This window comes from Streptomyces sp. NPDC001816 (assembly GCF_042892235.1).
Taxonomy (GTDB): Bacteria; Actinomycetota; Actinomycetes; order Streptomycetales; family Streptomycetaceae; genus Streptomyces.
Map to the genome: position 1 here is coordinate 503,871 of NZ_JBIATY010000005.1, position 15,526 is coordinate 519,396.

Sequence of the window (15,526 nt, forward strand, 5' to 3'; positions counted from 1 at the left end):
GCTCAGTCCGGCCACACGCCCGTCGCGAGCAGGGACTCGATCGCCTCCGTGTACGGGGCGATGTCGAGGCCCTGCTCCTCGAGCCAGGTGTCCGAGTAGTACTTGTCGAGGTAGCGGTCCCCCGGGTCGCACAGCAGTGTGACCACACTGCCCGTGCGGCCCTCGGCCACCATCTCGGAGACGATCTTCAGCGCGCTCCACAGGCCCGTGCCCGTCGAACCGCCCGCCTTGCGGCCGATGGCCCGCTCCAGGGCGCGCACGGCGGCCACGCTGGCCGCGTCCGGGACCTTCATCATCCGGTCGATGGCGCCGGGCACGAAGCTCGGCTCCATCCGCGGCCGGCCGATGCCCTCGATACGGGAGCCGCAGTCGCAGGTGACGTCCGGATCACCGGTCGTCCAGCCCTCGAAGAAGCAGGAGTTGTCCGGGTCGGCGACGCAGATACGGGTGTCGTACTGCATGTAGTGGACGTAGCGCGCGAGGGTCGCCGAGGTGCCGCCGGTGCCGGCCGTGGCCACGATCCAGGCCGGCTCCGGGAACCGCTCCAACTCCAGCTGACGGAAGATGGATTCGGCGATGTTGTTGTTGCCGCGCCAGTCGGTGGCCCGCTCGGCGTAGGTGAACTGGTCCATGTAGTGGCCGCCGGTCTCCACCGCGAGGCGGGCGGACTCCTCGTACATCTTCCGGGAGTCGTCCACGAAGTGGCACTGTCCGCCGTGGAACTCGATCAGGCGGCACTTCTCGGCACTCGTCGTGCGCGGCATGACCGCGATGAAGGGCACGCCGATCAGCTTGGCGAAGTAGGCCTCGGAGACGGCCGTCGAGCCGCTGGACGCCTCGATCACCGGGCGGCCCGGCCGGATCCAGCCATTGCACAGACCGTAGAGGAACAGGGAGCGGGCCAGCCGGTGCTTGAGGCTGCCGGTGGGGTGCGTCGACTCGTCCTTGAGGTACAGGTCGATGCCCCACTGCTCGGGGAGCGGGAACTTGAGGAGGTGCGTGTCGGCCGAGCGCTGGTGGTCGGCCTGGACCTTACGGACGGCTTCTTTGAGCCAGTCGCGGTAGGCGGCGTCGCTGCGGTCGACGTCGAGGGTGGCGCCGGTCCGGGTCTGTGGGGTGGTGCTCACGGCGGGGCTCCTTAGGCTGGGCACCGACAGCGCTTCGCGCGGCCGACACCTCGATCATAAGCACCTTCCACACCGCTTCTCACCTGCATAAACGCATCTTTGAGCCACCCAAAGACAGGCTGGGGCGCACCCGTGCGCGGCACTCGGGGGCGCATTGGCGCGAGTGCTCCGACGTCCGTCGCGTGCGCCACCTGCGCACTGGTGCTCCAGGCTGCATCGGGGCAGACTGCACCGGACGGGACGATCGTCCCGAACAGGGGCGCACACCGGAGCGGCAGAGCCGGTACGGCCCCGGGCGGTACGACCGGACACGGGCCGGATCCGGACCCACGCGGGCCGGGGTCCGGCGAGCGACGCACAAGGGGGCGGAGAAGGATGGCGGAGCCGGAGTTCACAGCCACGGGCGTGCGGATAGGCAAGCGGATGCGTTCGCTCACCCGGGCCGGAAAGGTCCGGATCAGCGACGGCAGGGTGGAGTTGCTCAACAGCTACGGCAGCGAGATCGACAGCGCACCCGTGCAGGCGGTACGCGCCTCCAAGCCGTGGTTCGCCCCGGAGGACCGGGCGCTGGCGGACCTCAACGGCAACCGGTACCTGCTGACGCTGGGCGAGCAGGACCCCGCACCGGGCGAACCGGGGCCACCCGCGGCACGGCGGTTCATCGAGGCGGTGCGCCGGGCGGCCGGCCGCGGCACCTGAGCCCGGTCCGACCTGCGTCCGACCTGCGCCCGGTCGCTGCGAGTTGCGGGAGCGCACGCGCTGCGTCACGCTGGTCTCACGTCACTCTGGGTTTACCGGCGATAACGCTGCGAACCAGCCCGCCGGCCACGACAGCAGGCGGACGTTTGGACGCAAGCACCCTGCTGGATCCGTTGTTCTCCGTGTTCTCCGTGTTCTCCGTGTTCCTCCGGTTCCTCCGGACCTCACATCGGGGAGTCGCAGCCGTGATCAGTCATCCAAGCAGGCACTGCACGGTGGAGCTCCAAGCCCTGCCGTCGCGGATCGGTCAGGTCCGCAGAATCGTATCTGCACAGTTGCGCTACTGGCATTTGGACCCGTTGATAGACCGGGCCGCGCTCGGTGTGACCGAGTTGCTCAGCAACGTCCACCGGCATGCCCGGCCCGACAAGTCGTGCATCGTCGAGCTGGAACTTCTGGTCGACCGGCTCACGGTCTCGGTGCGCGATCACGATCCGCGCCTCCCGGTGGTGGCCGACGCGACGGACGTCGCTCCCCTGGCCACCTGCGGGCGGGGCCTGGCGATGGTGGCCGCGATGAGCGAGAGCTGGGGGGCACGCCCCGACGGCGACAACGGCAAGGTCGTGTGGTTCACGCTGCCCGCGCCGTCCACGTCCCAGCGGCAGCCGGCCCGCTCGCCCCGCCCCGTGGCCGAGCCGCAGCCGGTACCCCGGCTCACCGAGGTGCAGCCGGCACCGGCCCCCGTCGCCGCTGCTCCGACCCCCGTGGTGGCCCACGCCTCTGCCGCGGCACCCGCTTCCGCCCGGTCGGCCGTCCCCGGCTGACCGGGCGGCGAGTCGGTCACCTGCCGCGGTGGCTTCCGCCGCACTTCCGCAGGGAAGCGCCGCACGGCGTCTCACTCGGTGGCGATCGCGCGCAGTACGTCCAGGCGGGCGGCTCGACGGGCCGGGCGCAGGCCCGCGAGGGCGCCTGCCGCCAGGCCGACCAGGACGACCACGGCGAGCCGGGCGGGTGGGAGGGCGAAGGCGAACGCGGTGTCGCTCGCGCCGTCGGAGGCCTTGACCAGGACCCAGCCCAGGAAGCTGCCCAGGGCGAGTCCGCCTGCCGTGCCGAAGGCGGCGACCAGGACCGACTCCCAGCGGACCATGGCCCGCAGCTGTGCCCGGGTCTGGCCGACGGCCCGCAGCAGGCCAAGTTCCCGGGTGCGTTCGTGGAGCGCGAGGGTCAGTGTGTTGGCGATGCCCAGCAGCGCGATGACCACCGCGAGGGCGAGCAGGGCGTAGACGAGCGTGAGCATCATGTCGATGCCGCCGGCGGAGGACTGCGCGTACTCCTTCCGGGTCTGCACCTCAGGGTTGCCGTACTGGGCGGCCACCTTCCGCACCGCCGCCTTGCCCGCGTCGGCGCTCACGCCGTGCCGGAAGGTGACGGCGATCAGCGTGTCGGCGTCCTGGGTGCGGTGCGGTGCCCAGGCGGCGCGGGTGACGACGTAGTCGCCGGCGAGTTCGGAGCGGCCGTAGACGGCACGGACGGTGAAGTTCTGCGTCCTGCCGTCGGTGAAGGTGAGCCGAGCCGTGTCGCCGGTGTGCAGGCCTCGGCGGTCGGCCTCCGCACGGGTCAGCGCGATGCCGTCGGTGCCGAGGTCGCGCAGTGATCCGGTGACCGTGCCGAGGTCGAAGGTCCGGGCGAGCGCGGCCGGGTCGGTCACGGTCAACGCGCGCCCCTTGCCGTCCACTTCGGCGACGCCGCGGCCGAGTCCCACGGCGGTGTCCACCTCGGGCAGCCGCTGCAGGGACGGGGCGAGCCGGGGGCTGAGCCCGCTGCCGCCCGCGCCGAACGAGGGCGTGCTGACGGCGACGTCACCCGCGAAGGACCGGGACACCGTCTGGTCCATGGTGGCCTTCAGCGAGGCACCGAACACGGTGAACAGGGACACGACGGCCACGCCGATCATCAGGGCGCTCGCGGTGGCGGCGGTCCGCTTCGGAGTGCGCAGGGCGTTGCGCCGGGCGAGGGCTCCGGTGACACCGCGGACCCGGTCCAGGGGTGCGCCGAGGAGTCGTACGGCCGTGGTGGCGGCGACGGGACCCAGCACCACGAAAGAGACCAGGGCCAGCAGCGCGCCGAGTCCGGCCAGCCACACGGACGGTGAGACGAGGACACCGGTGAGGGCCGCCGCGAGGGCCGCGGCGCCGAGGACCGTTCCGGCGACCGCGCGGAAGCGGGACGCGCCGGAGGAGTCGACGGCACTCTCGCGCAGCGCGGCCAGCGGGGCGGTGCGGCCGGCGCGCAGGGCGGGCAGCAGGGCGGAGCCCAGGCAGACCACGATGCCGACGGCGAGCGGCAGGACCATCGACAGCGTCTTGATCACCAGGTCGCCGTCGGGGAAGGGGAATCCGATGGCCGGGAACAGCGCCTGGAGCCCTGCGGCGATGCCGACCCCGCCCGCGAGCCCGGCGACGCAGGCCGTGACGGCGACGACGCAGGCCTCCGCGAGCGCCGCGGCGGACACCTGGCGGCGGGAGGCGCCGAGGGCACGCAACAGGGCGTTCTCACGGGTGCGTTGGGCGACCACGATCGCGAAGGTGTTGTGGATGGAGAAGGTGGCGACGAGCAGGGCGACGCCGGAGAAGACGAGCAGGAACGTCGTGAAGATCGACAGGAACTGGCTGGAGATCATGTCGTTGTTCTCCCGCGCCGAGTCCTGACCGGTGATGGCCTCGACTCCCTTGGGCAGTACGGGAGTCAGCCGCCGCACCAGTTCTCGCTGGCTCACTCCGGGGCCGGCCCGCACCTGGATGCTCGCCGCCCGGCCGGGCCGCGCGGTGAGGTACTTCTCGGCGTCGGCCTGGGTCATGCCGGTGAAGGTCACCTGGGCCATGCCGTCCTGGCCGCCGAAGGTCGCGAGGCCGACGACGGTCACCCTGACCGGGTCCGGGGTGCGCAGGGTGGTGGTGTCGCCGATCTTCAGGCCGCCCTTCTTCGCGGCTCCCCGGTTGACCACGACCTCGCCGGAGCGCGCAGGGAGGCGGCCCTCGGCGAGCTGGTACGGGTTGAGTTCCGGGTCGGTGATCCAGTTGCCGGCGAGGGTCGGCGGGCCCTGGCCGCCGACGGGTTTGCCGTCGGCGCCGACGAGTTGACCGGCGCCCTGGATGTTCGGGGCGGCGGCCGCCACCCCGGGGACCCGCTCGACGGTCCTGACCAGCGAGATGTCGACGGGACTTCGTACGCCCCGGGCCTCGCCCGGTGTGGTGATGGCGTCGGCGCCGCGTACGACGGCGTCCGTGCCGCTCGTGGCCTCGCCGAACATGGAGCCGAAGGCGGCGCGCAGCGTGTCGCCCATGACCAGGGTGCCGGCCAGGAAGGCGACACCGAGGAACACCGCGAGGAACGTGCCGGCGAAGCGCCGCCGGTGCGCGCGCAGCGAGGTGAGACTGAGCCGGAGCGAGGCGTTCATGACCGCACCTCGAAGGCCTTCATCCGGTCCAGGACCTTGTCTGCGGTCGGGGACGCCATCCGGTCGACCAGCCGCCCGTCGGCGAGGAAGAGGACCTCGTCGGCGTGGGCGGCGGCGACCGGGTCGTGGGTGACCATGACGACCGTGCGGTCCATGTGCCGTACGGCGCGGCCCAGCAGGGCGAGGACCTCGCCGCCGGAGCGGGAGTCGAGGTTGCCGGTCGGCTCGTCGGCGAAGACGACGTCCGGGCGGCCCGCGAACGCCCGTGCCACGGCGACGCGTTGCTGCTGTCCGCCGGACAGCTCGGAGGGCCGGTGGTGCAGCCGGTCGCGCAGCCCGACGACGTCCACGAGCGCGTCGATCCACTCCCGGTCGCCCCGCTTCCCGGCGAGGTCCAGGGGCAGGGTGATGTTCTCCGCGACGGTCAGCGTCGGCACCAGGTTGAACGCCTGGAAGACGAAGCCGACCCGGTCGCGGCGCAGCAGGGTCAGCCGGCGGTCGTCCAGCGCGCCCAGCTCGATGTCGCCGATGTAGGCGGCGCCCGAGGTGAGCGTGTCGAGGCCGGCCGCGCAGTGCATCAGTGTGGACTTGCCGGAGCCCGAGGGGCCCATGATCGCGGTGAAGCGGCCGGCGGGGAAGTCGACGTCCACGCCGTCCAGGGCGCGTACGGCGGTGTCGCCACCGCCGTACACCTTCACCGCATCCACCACGCGGGCCGCCGTGCGCAGAACGGTCGTGGTCATGCCGCACCGCCCTTGCCGATGCGGCCGAACTGCTCCTCCAGGACGGAGAGCCGGCGCCAGTACTCGTCCTCGTCGATCTCGCCGGAGGCGAAGCGGCGGCCGAGGACCGCGAGCGGCGAGTCGCCCGCCGGGCGTGAACCGTCCATGGGCCGCCAGGGGCCGCCGCGGCCGCGCCAGACGGTGCGGCGCAGGAAGGTGACGGCGCCGATCACGACGACCGCCCAGATCAGCGGGAAGAACAGGATCCACGGGCCGGGTCCGCCGTCCCAGTTCGCCAGGGTCTGCATGTCGGTTCAACTCCCTTGTCGGCAGGGTCTCCGGGTGATGCCACGAGACTCTCTCCGGCAGGGGGTCCGGGTCGTCGTGCGGCCGGCGGCAGTGCGCGTACCTCCGCGGGAGTACGCCGGTGGGACGCGGCTGCTCCTTGAGGACTCGCGGATTGTAACTACTAGTATGTACAGTGCTCCCATGAGCACCTCGGAACGGCTGATCGAGTCCACCCGCGAGCTGCTGTGGGAGCGCGGCTACGTGGGCACGAGCCCCAAGGCGATCCTGGAGCGCGCCGGCGCCGGCCAGGGCAGCATGTACCACCACTTCAAGGGCAAGCCGGACCTGGCTCTGGCGGCGATCCGACGGACCGCCGAGGAGCTGCGGGCCACCGCCGAGGGCGTGCTCGACGGGCCGGGCACGCCGTACGAGCGCATCGAGGCGTATCTGCTGCGCGAGCGTGACGTGCTGCGCGGCTGTCCGATCGGCCGGCTGACCATGGATCCGGACGTGATCGCGAGCGACGAGCTGCGCGCGCCGGTGGACGAGACGATCGCGTGGATCCGCGGGCGGATCGCCGGGATCGTCGAAGAGGGCAAGCGGCAGGGGCAGTTCGCACCCGGCCTGGACGGCGAGGAGATCGGCGCGGCCGTCCTCGCGACCGTGCAGGGCGGCTACGTACTCGCCCGCGCCTCCGGCTCCCCCGCAGCCTTCGACACCGGCGTCCGCGGCCTGCTCTCCCTGCTCGCACCCCGAACTCCCTGACTGGAGAACCGATTTCCGTGCACATCACCAGACGGCGTCCCGAGAGTCTGCAGGGTCCGGCGGAGAACTTCACCGGCTCGGTGTGGCTGGACGAGATGGCCGCCCCCGCCGCGCCCTCCCGGCTGCGCATGTTCAACGTCCACTTCGCGCCCGGCGCGCACACCGCCTGGCACCGGCATCCGAACGGCCAGGTGCTGCACGTCCTGGAGGGCGAGGGGCTGGTGCAGCGCAGAGGCGGTGACGTGGAGGAGATCCGGGCGGGCGACACGGTGTGGATCGAGCCGGGCGAGTGGCACTGGCACGGTGCCGCGCCACGCACCTTCATGAGCCACCTCGCGGTCGTGGAGGCCGCGGCGGACGGCACGACGACCGAGTGGCACGAGCACGTGAGCGACTACCCCGCCTGAGCCAGGCGACCGACTCCCCGCCCGAGAAGGGAACCCCGACATGCACGCCATGCAGTACGAGTTCACCCTGCCCGCGGACTACGACATGGGCGTCATCCGCTCCCGCGTCGCCCGTGTCGCGCATCGACTGGACGACTGGGACGGCCTCGGCATCAAGACGTACGTGCTGCGTGAGCGCGGGGTGCACGGCTCGCCGGTGAACCAGTACGGGCCGTTCTACTTCTGGAACACGATGGAGGGCATGAACCGCTTCCTCTGGGGAGGCGCCTTCCAGGGACCGGTCGACGACTTCGGGCGGCCGGACATACGGCAGTGGACGGGCCTGGCCTTCGAGGAGGGCTCGGCCGCCGGTTCCCCCGCCGCGTTTGCCCTGCGGCGGCGCCAACCGGTGCCGGACGGTGTGGAGTTGGCCGCGTTCATGGCGGACGCGGCAAGCGAGACCGGGCGGCTGGCCGCGACGGACGGGGCGGTACTGGCGGCGGCCGCCGTGGACACGCGCGCGTGGGAGGTGGTCCACTTCTCGCTCTGGGAGCATGCCGCGCCCAAGGCCGAGGGCGACGTGTTCGAGGTGCTGCACCTGTCGGCGCCCGGGCGGGGTGACCTGCCGCGCGGGCGGCAGTGGTGAGTACGGTCCGTACGGTCCTCGGTGACATCCACCCCGAGGAACTGGGCGTGTGCGACGCGCACGACCATCTCTTCCTGCGCAGCCCACAGTTGCCGGGGCAGGAGCTGGACGACCTCTCCGCCGCGCGAGCAGAGCTGACGGCGTTCCGGGCGGCGGGCGGAGCCGCGGTCGTGCAGTGGACGCCGTACGGCATGGGACGGCGGGCGGCGGATCTGCCGGGGCTGTCCCGGGCCACGGGCGTGCACCTGGTCTGCGCGACGGGACTGCACCAAGCGGCGCACTACGCCCCGGAGTCGCTCGGCGGGCTGGGCGACCGACTGTCCGAGCTGTTCGTTGCCGAGCTGACGGAGGGCATCGGCAGCTCGGGGGTCCGGGCTGGTCTGATCAAGGTGGCGGGCGGCTTCCACGGCCTCGACGCACACGCCCGCCGGACGATGACCGCGGCGGCCGAGGCCCATCACGCCACCGGTGCGCCGATCGCCGTCCACCTGGAGCTGGGCACCGGCGCGCTGGACGTACTCGACCTGCTGTGCGGCGAGTCGGGCGTGCCCGGGCACCGGGTGATCCTCGGACACCTCAACCGCTTCCCCGACCCGGTGGTGCTGCGGCAGGCCGCCGGGTCGGGCTGCTGGCTGGCCTTCGACGGACCCTCCCGCGCCCACCACGCCACCGACTGGCGGATGCCCGAGGCGGTCCGTGCCCTCGCGGAGGCCGGGTACGGGGACCGGCTGCTGCTCGGCGGTGACACGGTGGTCGCCGGGGCACGGTCGGTGGACGGCGGGCCGGGGATGCCGTACCTGCTGCGCCGGGTGCGGCCGCGGTTGGCGGAGGCGGTGGGTGCGGAGCTGGTGGACCGCATCCTCAGTGAGCACCCGGGGCGGGCGTTCGCGGTCGACTGGAAGTGACCGGGCGTGGCCCGATCGTGTCGATCCCTGTCCCTCGGAACGGTTCCGGCTCCGACGGCAGTGCGGAGGATGGGAGTCGGCACAACGTTGCCCCGCTGTCCGAGGAGATGAGACCGCCATGGCCCTGGAGATGCGCGACCGCTGCGAGCGCTGCGAGACCACCGAGCTGCCCGCGGACGGCCCTGCCCGCATCTGCTCCTACGAGTGCACGTTCTGCGTGGCGTGCGGCGAGGCGATGGGGCAGGTCTGTCCCAACTGCGGCGGCGAACTGGTGGCGAGGCCCCGGCGGGTGGCCGTCGCCCGGCGGCTCTGAGCCGCGCGTCTCACACCGGTTCGGGTTGCGCTTCCGGGCGCGGCACCGGTGCGGCCTTCGGCTCCCACAGTCTGGTGGTTCGTGCGTAGCCGTAGACCACGGACAGCATCGCCAGAAGGAGAAGCGGTCCGAACACCCACGGATGACCGGCCATCTCCGTCGGCAGATAGCGATACGACACCAGGAGCGCGACGAAGACCGTCGCGCCGTGAGCGACCAGCTGGATTCCCGACCGTTCCCAGCCACGGTCGTGCGCGCGCAGAGCTGCCTCGATCGTGAGCGTGAACACCACGCCGGCGATGAGGTCCGCGCCGTAGTGGTAGCCGAAGCCCAACGTCGCACTGAGCGTGGCAATCAGCCAGAACGTGCCCGCGCATCGCAGAATGCGCGGGCCCTTGCGGGAATGAAGGAAAATCGCGGTGGCCCACGCCGTGTGCAGGCTGGGCATGCAGTTGCGGGGGGTGAGCTGGTCGAACGACATCGGGTGCGGCGTGTTGACCGGCGGCGTGTCCGGCCACAGGTCGGCCACCGCCCAGTGCAAGCCGCCCGTGCCGAAGGCGCCGGGGCCGTAGGCGAAGACCGGTCCGACCACCGGGAAGATCATGTAGATGGCCGGCCCGACGAGCCCGATCGCCAGAAAGGTGCGCACCAGATGGTGGCGCGGGAAGCGGCGCTCGACCGCCACATGACGCAGCTGGTACAGCGTGACGACGACCGCGGCCACCGCGAGCTGGATGTAGACGAAGTCGAGGACGTGGGCGCCGATCGGGCCGACGGCCCTGACGATCCGGCCCGCCAGCCACGACGGGTCGCCCAGTGCGTGGTCGGCCGTTGCCACGTACTGGTCGAGCACCGTCGGGCGGGTCCTCGACGTGATGAGCAGCCAGGTGTCGCCGGTCTTGCGGCCGGCCACCAGCAGCAGGGCCAGCCCGACGCCCTTCAGCAGCAGGACACGTTCCCGGCCGGTACGGCGTGTGACGGCGATGACCGCACAGCCCAGAATCACCCACAACGCGCCGTTGCCGAAAGGGTGGCCGTCGGTCGCCCTGTCGCCGACCGCCCACCGCACCAGAAAGAAGACGACGTCGATACCGATCGCGGCACCGGCCGCGATGAACCTCTCCCGCCGGGTGAGCACCACCATCATCAACGCCATGCTGGCGTACAACAGTGGCCCCGACTTGGGGCGGAACACCACCTCCTGCACCTGGCTGGTGATCGGCCCCGGCAGGCCGTAGTGACGTGCGGCGATCTCCAGCGTGATGAGGAATCCGAGTACTGCCACACCCGCCGCGGCCCACAGCATCGCCCGTGGTCGACGCCACGCAGCGGACTCAATTCTGGAGTTTTGTCTAGATATCAATTACTTGGCCGTTTTGTGAGGTTTTCATTAATCAGGCGACAAGGGCGATCACCGTGAGGTCGAACATGTTATCGGCGCGGGTGAGTTTCGCCGGTCCCGGGTCACGGCACATCCCGTACGATGCGCTGTCGTGGCAATACAGAATCCCTGGGGAGCACCGTACGGCAGCCCGCAGCCGCCGCCGAACATCCCGGCAAAGGACTTGCGCCCGCGGCGCATCTGGTACCTGGTGGCTGCACTGCTCGGGCTGGTACTGGCCGGTGTCGGCGCCGCCTTCATCGTGGTGACGGTGATGAACACGGTGGACTCGGTCAACACCGCCCGGAGCTTCTCCAGCGGCGACTCCCGGACCTTCGACTTCGTCCAGGGCAAGACCGAGGCGATCTACGTCTCCCAGTCCGGGAAGGGCCAGGTCGACTGCCGGATCCCGGGCATGGAGTCCGGGTCGATGACCCAGCCGGACAGCACCTTCCACATCACCATCGGGTCCCGCACCTGGGAGCGCGTCTTCGAGGTGAATCCCGCGAGCAGCGGCAAGTACACGGTCACGTGCACCTCGGAGCTGCCGGCCGAGTTCGCGGTGGGAGACAAGCCCCGGGTGGGCGCGACCATCGGTGGCATCGCCGCGGGGGTCGTCTGCTTCCTCGCCGCGTTCGCCACATCCGTGACCATCGTCGTCGTCACCGCCGTCCGCCGCAGCCGCCACCGTCGACGACTCATCACGACGTGGGCCCCTCCGCCGCAGTGGGGCGCACCGCCCTACGGCCCCAACCCGGGGCCACCGCCCACTGTTTGAGCGGGATGGGGTCGGGCCGCCGCCTCAGCCCTCCCGGCTACGCGTCCCCGACCAGCGCCCCCAGCGGATCGTCCAGTACCGGCTGCCAGGCCAACTCCGCCGCGCCGACCAGGCTGTTGTGGTCCAGGGTGCAGGGCAGGATGGGGACGCCGCCGCTCTGGCCCCACAGGCTGCGGTCGGCGACGACCGCGCGCAGGCGTTCGGGGTCGGCGTCGAGCAGGGTGCGGTGCAGGCCGCCGAGGATGATGCGGTCGGGGTTGAGGATGTTGACCAGACCGGCGAGGCCCAGGCCGAGGCGGTCGATCAGGGCCTCCGCCGCGGTACGGACCATCGGGTCGGCGTACTGGGTACGGAGCAGGTCGTTGGCCTGCTGGAGCAGGGAGACCTCGGGGCCGGGCTCGCGGCCCGCCTCCAGCAGGAGGGCCAGCGGGTCCGCCTCGACGTCCAGGCAGCCCCGGCCGCCGCAGTGGCAGGGGCGGCCCTCCGGGTTGACGGTGAGGTGACCGACCTCCAGGGCGAGGCCCGAACTGCCCGTGTGGAGGCGGCCGTCGAGGACCAGGGCCCCGCCGACGCCCCGGTGCCCGGTGGCCACGCACAGCAGGTCCCGCGCGCCCCGGCCCGCGCCGTGCCGGTGTTCGGCGAGCGCGGCGAGGTTGACGTCGTTGCCCGCGAAGGCGGAGCCGGTGATGCCGGCGGAACGTACGCACTCGGCGAAGATCCGGCGTACCGGTGCGCCCACCGGCCAGGCCAGGTGGAGGGGGTTGAGGGCCAGGCCGTCGGGTTCGGCGACGGCGGAGGGGACGGCGAGTCCGGCGCCGACGCAGCGGCGGCCGGTCGTACGGAGAAGTTCCGCGCCGGCCTCCACCACGGAGCCCAGCACCTTCGCCGGGTCGGCGTCGACGGTCTCGCAGCCGGGCGCGGTCGCCACGATCCGTCCGCCGATACCGACCAGCGCGGCCCGGAAGCCGTCGGCGTGGACCTGCGCGGCCAGCGCGACCGGGCCGTCCTCGGCGACCTCCAGCCGGTGCGAGGGACGCCCCTGGCCACCGGCCGCCGCGCCCGGCCGGGCGTCGACCCGGATCAGCCCCAGCGCCTCCAGCTCCGCGGCCACCGCTCCGGCCGTCGCCCGGGTGACCCCGAGTTCGGCGGTGAGCACGGCCCGGGTCGGCGCCCGCCCCGTGTGCACGAGCTCCAGCGCGGGTCCGAGCGCTCCGCGCCCCCGGTCCAGCCGCACCCTCGAGGTGGTCCCTTCCCCCGCCTTCCGGGGGTCCGCCTTGCCGCTCATGAGGGTGAGTCTCCCATGATCCGCAGCTGTCGGGGCCGGTGCCGTGATCTACAGCCCGCTCACCCGCAGGGTGATGTTCAGCCGCCCGGCGAGACCCAGTTCCGGCGGCGCCGTACCGGGGTGCACGCGGGGCACGCCGTGGTAGGCGAGCCGGGAGGGCCCGCCGAAGACGAACAGGTCCCCGCTGCGCAGGTCCACGTCGGTGTACGGCTTCGTACGAGTCTTTGTGTTGCCGAAGCGGAAGACGCAGGTGTCGCCGAGGCTCAGCGACACCACCGGCGCGTTGGACCTCTCGTCGGCGTCGCGGTGCATGCCCATGCGGGCGGTGCCGTCGTAGAAGTTGATCAGCGCGATGTCGTACGGCTCGGCCGGGACCGCCTGCGGGCCGAGCGCGTCGCCCACCGCGCGGCGGCCCAGCTCGTCCAGCCAGGCCGGGAAGGGCTTCACGGGGGCGCCGTCGCCGTCGACGACCGTGCGGGCGTAGGCGTACGGGTACCAGTGCAGGCCCAGGCAGACCTGCCGGGCGGTCATCGTGCCGCCGCCGGGCGTGCGGACCGTGCGCAGTCCGGCAGGGGGGCGCGCCCAGTCGCGGCAGGCGGTCAGGAGCGCGCGCTGCCGCTCGGCGTCGAGCCAGTGCGGGACGTGCACGGCGCCCGGTGCGACCTCGGCCCGCTCCCGCGGAAACAGTTCCACGTCCATGCGCTCCATCCTGCCCGAGCCCCGTCCGACCTGCCCTGAGCTGCGGCTCGGCTAGCCTGGGGGGCGATGAACGACCGTATGACGACTCCGTGGGGCGAGTTCGAGCTGTCCCGCTTCCCCGAGGATCCCCGCGACCGGCTGCGTGCCTGGGACGCCTCCGACGCGTACCTGCTGCGGCACCTGGCCGAGGAGGGGGTGCCGCTCACGGGCACGGTCGTGGTGGTCGGCGACCGCTGGGGCGCACTCGTGACGGCGCTCGCGCGGCACCGGCCGACGCAGATCACCGACTCCTTCCTGAGCCAGGAGGCGACCCGGGCGAACCTGGCGCGGGCCGGGGTCGAGCCCGGTGCCGTGGGCCTGCTCACCACGCAGGACCCGCCGCCGGAGCGGGTGGACGTTCTGCTGGTGCGCGTGCCGAAGAGCCTGGCGCTGCTGGAGGACCAGCTGCTGCGGCTCGCTCCCGCGGTGCACGCGGAGACGGTCGTCGTCGGCACCGGGATGGTGAAGGAGATCCACACCTCCACGCTGGAGCTGTTCGAGCGGATCCTCGGGCCGACCCGGACCTCTCTCGCGCAGCAGAAGGCCCGGCTGATCTTCTGCACCCCGGACCCGGCTCTGGAGCGGCCGGTGAACCCGTGGCCGTACAGCTACGCGCTCCCGGACGGTGTCGGCGCGGTCTCGGGGCGGACGGTCGTCAATCACGCGGGCGTCTTCTGCGCCGACCGGCTCGACATCGCCACCCGGTTCTTCCTGGAGCATCTGCCGGCCGGGACGGGCGGCGGGCGCGTGGTGGACCTCGGCTGCGGCAACGGCGTGGTCGGTACGGCGGTGGCGGTGGCCGATCCGCGGGCCGAAGTGCTGTTCGTGGACGAGTCGTTCCAGGCCGTGGCCTCGGCGGAGGCGACGTACAAGGCCAACGGGGTGCCCGGGCACGCCGAGTTCCGGGTCGGGGACGGGCTGGCCGGGGTGGCGCCGGGCAGTGTGGACCTCGTCCTGAACAACCCGCCGTTCCACTCCCACCAGGCGACGACGGACGCGACGGCGTGGCGGATGTTCACCGGGGCGAAGCGTGCGCTGCGCCCCGGCGGCGAGCTGTGGGTGATCGGCAACCGGCACCTGGGGTACCACGTCAAAATGAAGCGGCTGTTCGGGAACAGCCAACTGGTGGCGAGCGACCCGAAGTTCGTGGTGCTGAAGGCCGTCAAGCGGGGTTAGCGCCGGGCTCTCGACCGAGGACGCCGATGAGGCGGGCGACCTCCCGGGCCATCGCCTCCCTGCCCACGCTGAGGTACTTGCGTGAGTCGACGGCCTCCGGGTGGGCGGCGAGGAAAGCCCGGATGGCGCTGGTCATGGCCGCGTTGAGGGCGGTGCCGACGTTGACCTTGGCGATGCCTCCCCCGACGGCGGCGACCAGGCCGTCGTCCGGCACGCCGGAGGACCCGTGCAGGACCAGCGGGACGGACAGCGCTGCGGACAGCCGTCCGAGGAGGCCGTGGTCGAGGGCGGCGGTGCGGGTGGTCATGGCGTGCACGCTGCCGACGGCCACGGCGAGGGCGTCGACCTCGGTGCCGGCGACGAAGTCGCGCGCCTGGTCGGGGTCGGTACGGGCGCCGGGTGCGTGGGCGTCCAGCGGCGGCCGGCCGTCCTTGCCACCCACCTGCCCCAACTCGGCCTCGATCCACAGCCCTTGGGCGTGCGCCCAGTCGGCGGCGGCCCGGGTCGCGGCGAGGTTCTCGGCGTAGGACAGGCGGGCAGCGTCGTACATCACCGAGCTGAACCCGGCGTCGGGTGCCTGGCGCAGCAGGTCGTCGCTCTGCACATGGTCGAGGTGCAACGCGACGGGTATGTCGGCGCGTTCGGCGGCGGCGACGGCGGCGCGGGCGAGCGGCAGGAGCCGTCCGTAGCGGAACTTGACGGCGTTCTCGCTGACTTGGAGGACCACGGGTGCGCCGGCGGACTCGGCGCCCGCGATGACGGCCTCGACGTGTTCCAGGGTGATGATGTTGAAGGCGGCGACGGCGGAGCGGGCTTCGGCGGCACGGCTGACCAGCTCGCCGGTGGTCGCGAGGGGCACG

17 protein-coding genes are annotated in these 15,526 nt (G+C 72.3%); 9 read left to right on the plus strand and 8 right to left on the minus strand.

Going from position 1 to position 15,526, the window contains the following annotated elements:
* Window positions 1–2: 2 nt before the first annotated feature.
* Window positions 3–1,127: a PLP-dependent cysteine synthase family protein gene (locus ACFYZZ_RS20990; RefSeq protein ID WP_389177906.1), complete on the minus strand. Its 1,125-nt coding sequence runs from the start codon at window positions 1,125–1,127 to the stop codon at window positions 3–5.
* Between the two features lie 375 nt (window positions 1,128–1,502).
* On the opposite strand from ACFYZZ_RS20990, the gene ACFYZZ_RS20995 reads away from it, so the two are divergent.
* Window positions 1,503–1,826, plus strand: a complete 324-nt coding sequence (locus ACFYZZ_RS20995) for a hypothetical protein (RefSeq protein ID WP_145880253.1) — start codon at window positions 1,503–1,505, stop codon at window positions 1,824–1,826.
* A gap of 245 nt (window positions 1,827–2,071) precedes the next feature.
* Window positions 2,072–2,650, plus strand: a complete 579-nt coding sequence (locus tag ACFYZZ_RS21000; RefSeq protein ID WP_389177909.1) for an ATP-binding protein — start codon at window positions 2,072–2,074, stop codon at window positions 2,648–2,650.
* Window positions 2,651–2,721: 71 nt separating this feature from the next.
* Here the strand turns inward: ACFYZZ_RS21000 and ACFYZZ_RS21005 are convergent, their stop codons facing one another.
* Genes ACFYZZ_RS21005 through ACFYZZ_RS21015 form a run of 3 tightly spaced genes read right to left on the minus strand, consistent with a single transcriptional unit; the run spans window position 2,722 to window position 6,313 of the window.
* Window positions 2,722–5,283, minus strand: a complete 2,562-nt coding sequence (locus tag ACFYZZ_RS21005; RefSeq protein ID WP_389177912.1) for an ABC transporter permease — start codon at window positions 5,281–5,283, stop codon at window positions 2,722–2,724.
* On the minus strand, window positions 5,280–6,026 hold the full coding sequence (locus ACFYZZ_RS21010) for an ABC transporter ATP-binding protein (RefSeq protein ID WP_389177915.1): 747 nt from the start codon (window positions 6,024–6,026) through the stop codon (window positions 5,280–5,282). The genes ACFYZZ_RS21005 and ACFYZZ_RS21010 overlap by 4 nt, the downstream gene beginning before the upstream one ends.
* On the minus strand, window positions 6,023–6,313 hold the full coding sequence (locus tag ACFYZZ_RS21015) for an SHOCT domain-containing protein (RefSeq protein ID WP_386575165.1): 291 nt from the start codon (window positions 6,311–6,313) through the stop codon (window positions 6,023–6,025). Before ACFYZZ_RS21015 ends, ACFYZZ_RS21010 begins: the two co-directional genes overlap by 4 nt.
* 181 nt (window positions 6,314–6,494) lie before the next feature.
* Here ACFYZZ_RS21015 and ACFYZZ_RS21020 point away from each other — a divergent pair, with 181 nt between their 5' ends.
* The 5 genes from ACFYZZ_RS21020 to ACFYZZ_RS21040 all read left to right on the plus strand — a co-directional run bounded on the left by ACFYZZ_RS21020 (window position 6,495) and on the right by ACFYZZ_RS21040 (window position 9,308).
* Window positions 6,495–7,058, plus strand: a complete 564-nt coding sequence (locus ACFYZZ_RS21020) for a TetR/AcrR family transcriptional regulator (protein WP_389177918.1) — start codon at window positions 6,495–6,497, stop codon at window positions 7,056–7,058.
* Between the two features lie 17 nt (window positions 7,059–7,075).
* Window positions 7,076–7,465, plus strand: coding sequence for a cupin domain-containing protein (locus ACFYZZ_RS21025; RefSeq protein ID WP_389177921.1), 390 nt, complete (start codon window positions 7,076–7,078; stop codon window positions 7,463–7,465).
* A gap of 40 nt (window positions 7,466–7,505) precedes the next feature.
* Window positions 7,506–8,090: a DUF4865 family protein gene (locus tag ACFYZZ_RS21030; RefSeq protein WP_389177925.1), complete on the plus strand. Its 585-nt coding sequence runs from the start codon at window positions 7,506–7,508 to the stop codon at window positions 8,088–8,090.
* A complete protein-coding gene (locus ACFYZZ_RS21035) occupies window positions 8,087–8,995 on the plus strand; it encodes a phosphotriesterase (protein WP_389177928.1) in 909 nt (302 codons plus the stop codon). Before ACFYZZ_RS21030 ends, ACFYZZ_RS21035 begins: the two co-directional genes overlap by 4 nt.
* 118 nt (window positions 8,996–9,113) lie before the next feature.
* Window positions 9,114–9,308 (plus strand): DUF1272 domain-containing protein, encoded by a 195-nt coding sequence (locus tag ACFYZZ_RS21040; RefSeq protein ID WP_386575157.1) that lies wholly within the window; start codon window positions 9,114–9,116, stop codon window positions 9,306–9,308.
* A 10-nt stretch (window positions 9,309–9,318) separates the two neighbouring features.
* On the opposite strand, the gene ACFYZZ_RS21045 is transcribed toward ACFYZZ_RS21040, so the two are convergent.
* Window positions 9,319–10,614, minus strand: coding sequence for a phosphatase PAP2 family protein (locus ACFYZZ_RS21045; RefSeq protein WP_389177931.1), 1,296 nt, complete (start codon window positions 10,612–10,614; stop codon window positions 9,319–9,321).
* 187 nt (window positions 10,615–10,801) lie between these two features.
* Here ACFYZZ_RS21045 and ACFYZZ_RS21050 point away from each other — a divergent pair, with 187 nt between their 5' ends.
* Window positions 10,802–11,467, plus strand: coding sequence for a serine/arginine repetitive matrix protein 2 (locus ACFYZZ_RS21050; RefSeq protein ID WP_389177934.1), 666 nt, complete (start codon window positions 10,802–10,804; stop codon window positions 11,465–11,467).
* Window positions 11,468–11,504: 37 nt separating this feature from the next.
* On the opposite strand, the gene ACFYZZ_RS21055 is transcribed toward ACFYZZ_RS21050, so the two are convergent.
* Both ACFYZZ_RS21055 and ACFYZZ_RS21060 read right to left on the minus strand, forming a co-directional pair.
* A complete protein-coding gene (locus tag ACFYZZ_RS21055; RefSeq protein ID WP_389177937.1) occupies window positions 11,505–12,752 on the minus strand; it encodes an ROK family protein in 1,248 nt (415 codons plus the stop codon).
* Between the two features lie 48 nt (window positions 12,753–12,800).
* Window positions 12,801–13,451, minus strand: coding sequence for an alpha-ketoglutarate-dependent dioxygenase AlkB family protein (locus ACFYZZ_RS21060; RefSeq protein ID WP_389177939.1), 651 nt, complete (start codon window positions 13,449–13,451; stop codon window positions 12,801–12,803).
* A 78-nt stretch (window positions 13,452–13,529) separates the two neighbouring features.
* On the opposite strand from ACFYZZ_RS21060, the gene ACFYZZ_RS21065 reads away from it, so the two are divergent.
* A complete protein-coding gene (locus ACFYZZ_RS21065; RefSeq protein WP_389178266.1) occupies window positions 13,530–14,666 on the plus strand; it encodes a methyltransferase in 1,137 nt (378 codons plus the stop codon).
* On the opposite strand, the gene ACFYZZ_RS21070 is transcribed toward ACFYZZ_RS21065, so the two are convergent.
* Window positions 14,653–15,525 (minus strand): ketose-bisphosphate aldolase, encoded by an 873-nt coding sequence (locus tag ACFYZZ_RS21070; RefSeq protein ID WP_389177942.1) that lies wholly within the window; start codon window positions 15,523–15,525, stop codon window positions 14,653–14,655. The genes ACFYZZ_RS21065 and ACFYZZ_RS21070 overlap by 14 nt on opposite strands.
* Window position 15,526: the final 1 nt, after the last annotated feature.

Bases quoted from the DNA above. Each gene is read 5' to 3' on its own strand.
- ACFYZZ_RS20995 (WP_145880253.1), top strand. From the start codon at position 1,503: ATGGCGGAGCCGGAGTTCACAGCCACGGGCGTGCGGATAGGCAAGCGG.
- ACFYZZ_RS21005 (WP_389177912.1), bottom strand. From the start codon at position 5,283: ATGAACGCCTCGCTCCGGCTCAGTCTCACCTCGCTGCGCGCGCACCGG.
- ACFYZZ_RS21010 (WP_389177915.1), bottom strand. From the start codon at position 6,026: ATGACCACGACCGTTCTGCGCACGGCGGCCCGCGTGGTGGATGCGGTG.
- ACFYZZ_RS21015 (WP_386575165.1), bottom strand. From the start codon at position 6,313: ATGCAGACCCTGGCGAACTGGGACGGCGGACCCGGCCCGTGGATCCTG.
- ACFYZZ_RS21020 (WP_389177918.1), top strand. From the start codon at position 6,495: ATGAGCACCTCGGAACGGCTGATCGAGTCCACCCGCGAGCTGCTGTGG.
- ACFYZZ_RS21030 (WP_389177925.1), top strand. From the start codon at position 7,506: ATGCACGCCATGCAGTACGAGTTCACCCTGCCCGCGGACTACGACATG.
- ACFYZZ_RS21040 (WP_386575157.1), top strand. From the start codon at position 9,114: ATGGCCCTGGAGATGCGCGACCGCTGCGAGCGCTGCGAGACCACCGAG.
- ACFYZZ_RS21045 (WP_389177931.1), bottom strand. From the start codon at position 10,614: ATGCTGTGGGCCGCGGCGGGTGTGGCAGTACTCGGATTCCTCATCACG.
- ACFYZZ_RS21055 (WP_389177937.1), bottom strand. From the start codon at position 12,752: ATGAGCGGCAAGGCGGACCCCCGGAAGGCGGGGGAAGGGACCACCTCG.
- ACFYZZ_RS21060 (WP_389177939.1), bottom strand. From the start codon at position 13,451: ATGGACGTGGAACTGTTTCCGCGGGAGCGGGCCGAGGTCGCACCGGGC.
- ACFYZZ_RS21065 (WP_389178266.1), top strand. From the start codon at position 13,530: ATGACGACTCCGTGGGGCGAGTTCGAGCTGTCCCGCTTCCCCGAGGAT.